This window comes from Bartonella sp. AD328YNZD (assembly GCF_042196425.1).
Window position 1 is genome coordinate 1 of record NZ_JBHIQG010000239.1, and the last position, 3800, is coordinate 3800.

2 protein-coding genes and 1 pseudogene are annotated in these 3800 nt (G+C 34.8%); all 3 read right to left on the reverse strand.

Going from position 1 to position 3800, the window contains the following annotated elements:
* Positions 1-2393 (reverse strand): annotated as a pseudogene (locus ACFIO3_RS09900) (autotransporter outer membrane beta-barrel domain-containing protein); the annotation flags it as partial.
* 953 nt (positions 2394-3346) lie between these two features.
* Positions 3347-3496, reverse strand: a complete 150-nt coding sequence (locus ACFIO3_RS09905; RefSeq protein ID WP_375607570.1) for a hypothetical protein — start codon at positions 3494-3496, stop codon at positions 3347-3349.
* Between the two features lie 166 nt (positions 3497-3662).
* A partial coding sequence (locus ACFIO3_RS09910; protein WP_375704386.1) for an autotransporter outer membrane beta-barrel domain-containing protein occupies positions 3663-3800 on the reverse strand: 138 nt, incomplete at its 5' end.

Below are 3800 nucleotides of genomic sequence, written 5' to 3' on the forward strand. Positions count from 1 at the left end.
TAAATCTTTGCATCACCCGTTGCATTGTAGACTTCTTGCGTGTCTGGTTTACCAGAACCTATATGCAATGTTTGGTAATGATCTTCGGTTGGTTTCTCAAAAACAATGGAGCTGTTATCGAGATTAAGCACAGAAACATCAGAACGAGATCTTTGAGCGATATCAAGGAGATTGCCATCATCATCTTTTTCATTTTTGCTGATTTTCAACGTCCATGTTGTATCGTTTTTCAGATCAAAGCGTGTTTGCCCATTTTCGTCATTTCTTACACCGCCTTGTAAGACAGAATGATCTGCGGTTAAAGTAAACATTCCAACAGGCTTTGTCTTCTGCTTTATGTTTTTGAATAACGTATCTGCAAGGATTTTTGAATTTTTGAGATTAATTTTCCCCATTGATTCCTCGGTATATATTCCAATACCATTTTCAACGATCAGATTTGTATTGGTCAAATTAACTTCACCGTTTTGCCAATCTTGTGGAGTACGACTACTTAGGCCCTTTAAATTATTTTGAGACAAATCTGCAAATAACGTATTTTTAGTCAAATCTGGAAAATTGTTAACCAAATCTGAAAAATTGTTAGTCAAATCTGCAAAATTCACCCCAGCAACCCCTGCTGTTGCAGAAGTATTTGCGAGATCAATATGTCCATTGCTCTCTACCGATAGTGCAACTATTGTTGCATCTATTTTGTTTTTAGCGTCATTGACCATCTTAATCGTGCTATTCTTGGATGCGACAAGTCCAAAATCAACTTTTCCAATCGTTGTTTTTCCGTTTAATTCAATGACGCTATTTTCAGTAGCAAATGCACCTGAGCCAGGCAGTTTGAAGATTTCCTCATCGATTTCAATAATTATTTTACGTCCTTTTATCGTTAATTCTTCGCTTGTGATTTTGCCTCCGTTCCGTGCATTAAGACCTGTGGGAATATTCGTAATTGTTGTTTTTCCGTTTAATTCAATGACGCTGTTTGGGCCCTCAGCTAATGCGCCTGTAGCTGAATCTTCGCCATTTTTTGTGAGTACAACATCTTTAACATTAATATATCCACCCAAAATTGCATATAATGAATTATTACTCCCAGTAACAGTTCCTCCTGTCATGAAAATTTTTGATTGCTCACCAATGGCATTCAGCGCATTATACTCAGATGAAATGATTTTCGCACCATTGTTTAAAGTAATGCTACTGCCGTTTTGAGCAATTATTGCTTCTCTTTTTGCCTCAAAAGATCCGCCGGTAATTGTTATTTGAGATTTGTTATCTGCTAAGATGCTGTTTTTTGCTTTCGTGACGGTTACATTATTTAAAGTGACAATACTTCCTTTGTCAGCACTTATTCCTTTATCCATAAGAAAGTCATCATTTCCGCTTGATATTTTCACATCTTTCAGCGTGTTTTCTTTGCTGGTGGTGTTAAGAAATGATGCACCTACTGCTTTGTCTCCTGTGACCTCAATCGATCCTCCGGTCATTTTGATTGTCGCATCATCACTTTCGGCTTTAACACCGATCGAAGCATTTTTAATTGTTGTGTTACCATTTAATTCAATAGTGCTGTGACCTCTTGCAAACGCACCGAATCTTGTTCCTTTACCATCTGCTGTGAGTACAACATCTTTAACATTAATATATCCACCAGCTTTTGTGTATAATACACTATTGCTCCCAGTAACAGCTCCCCCTGTCATAAAAATTTTTGATTGCTCATCAATGGCATTGAGCCCATCACCGTTAAGTGATGTGATTTTTGCCTTATTGTTTAAAGTAATGATACTACCGTTTCGAGCATTGATTGCTGTTTCTTTTGCCTCAAAAGATCCACCGATAACTGTTATTTGAGTTTGGTTATCTGCAAAGATGCTGTTTTTTGCTTTTTTAACAGTTATATTTTTCAAAGTGAGTTTACTTTTTTTTTCAGCTCTTATTGCGTTATAGGGTTCGCTGTTTTCACTTGTTATTGTGACATTTTCCATATTTCCGTTACCAGCATTTAGCTGAATAGCGGTTTTATCAACGTTGATAGAACCTCCTGTCATTTTGAATGTAGCGTTGTCCGATATATTAACGCCGTATTCATAGGAAGATTTAGTTCCAAGTGGAGCACCAATGATGGTATTGTCCGATAATTCAATCAAACTATCGGATCCTTTAACGGTGACAACGGTTGTAACAGATGGTGGTGTTGGAGAGGTACTCCCCAGCTTTAAATTCTTGCCGATGATTTTTCCACCCGTTTCTGCCCAAATATTATCGTAGCTTTCTTTAGAGACTTCCATTTTTTTTCCATCAGAAACTTTAAGTTCTTCCGCTTGTGTTTTGTGGTAGGTCCCAAATAATAGAATTGCTGCAATTGCTGTATACGATAAAAGAGACTTTTTAGACATTTATGTTCTCCTCACTTAAATTAAGCTACAAATATTTTTCCTGTTTTCCATATCTCCACTTGTTATAAGAAGAACAAACAATATAAGAAAATAAATAATGGTCTATAAAAAACATTCTTCCTGATCACTATTTTATAATTTACTTATAGTCAAATTAAAAAACATAATAATTAATGTATATATTTACATTTAAGTCATATTATATTTATAGTTTTATTTATTACGTATTAAATATATAATTAAAAATATTAAAAATGATATTTAAGGACAATATTATAAGCAAATGATCGTTGTTTGCTTGTACTTTTTTAAGGGTATCACAGTAATGTCATATATTTTGATGCATTAAGGAGAATAAAGGGGGGACAGCATCGTTGGGAACAGCCGTCAGCAAAAATTAAAAAAGTTTATTTAATTTTAGATCTGAGGTGTTTTATACTGGATGTAATGTGTTTTATAAATATGCTAAAGAGCACTGATTGATGCTTTTATAAATCTTAGTTTCTTCTTGAGTATTTTGATAAAGTGGTTGATGTCTTTGTTTTTTTGGTGTATTTAATTAAGTTATCTGCGTAAAGAAATATTTTGCAGTATGTTTTCTGTGTAAAGAGGAAAATAATAGTAGCTTGTGCTTTTTATCTACTTACGACAGTAAAACTTTACATTTTCTTTTTGCTTTGAGAAAAAGGGGGAGGGGATTTTATGAAGCAAGCGCGATTTATCAATAAACATATATGATTTATCAATAAATACATATAAGGTGTTTTTTCTGAAAGTTTTACTTTCACTTGGAGATGAAGCGCTTTGCGACATTTTTGTTTATGAGAGATAAATGCCATTCAATATCTAAGACAGCGTAAGGGGCAGATTTCTCAAAATCACTGAATTTATTCTCACCCTTAAGCATAACCACCCGCTTTAGTGCATATTTTCATTCTTTTGCGCAAAGACTGCTACACGCATTTCACACTCCCCAATTCCAGCAAATTGGCAAGACCTTCCACAGCTTTCTTTTCAGGATTATAACGAAAGCGCTTTTTTGCCTGTGTACGAGCAGCTACTTCAATCTGGTATGCATCAAAAACAATACCTAGCTTTGTCAATCAATAAATCTTGATGGAGATGATCTTGGGAGGATAAAAAACAAAAGCTATTCGAACGATCTTTTTATGAAAGGGTGTCAAGAATAAAAAAAGGCAGCGTATTGTGCTGCCTTTTTTGATGAAGTGTACAGAAATAACAATATACCTGTTGTTATAAAGTTTTGCCTCAAAACTGATAGCGTATTCCTCCTGAAAAATTTGCACCACTTATACCAGTTTTCTGAAGTTTTTGTTGATAGCTTACATCACCATGAAGGGAGAAATTGTGAGACAGTTGCGCATTGATGCCAACGCCGCCTTCAAT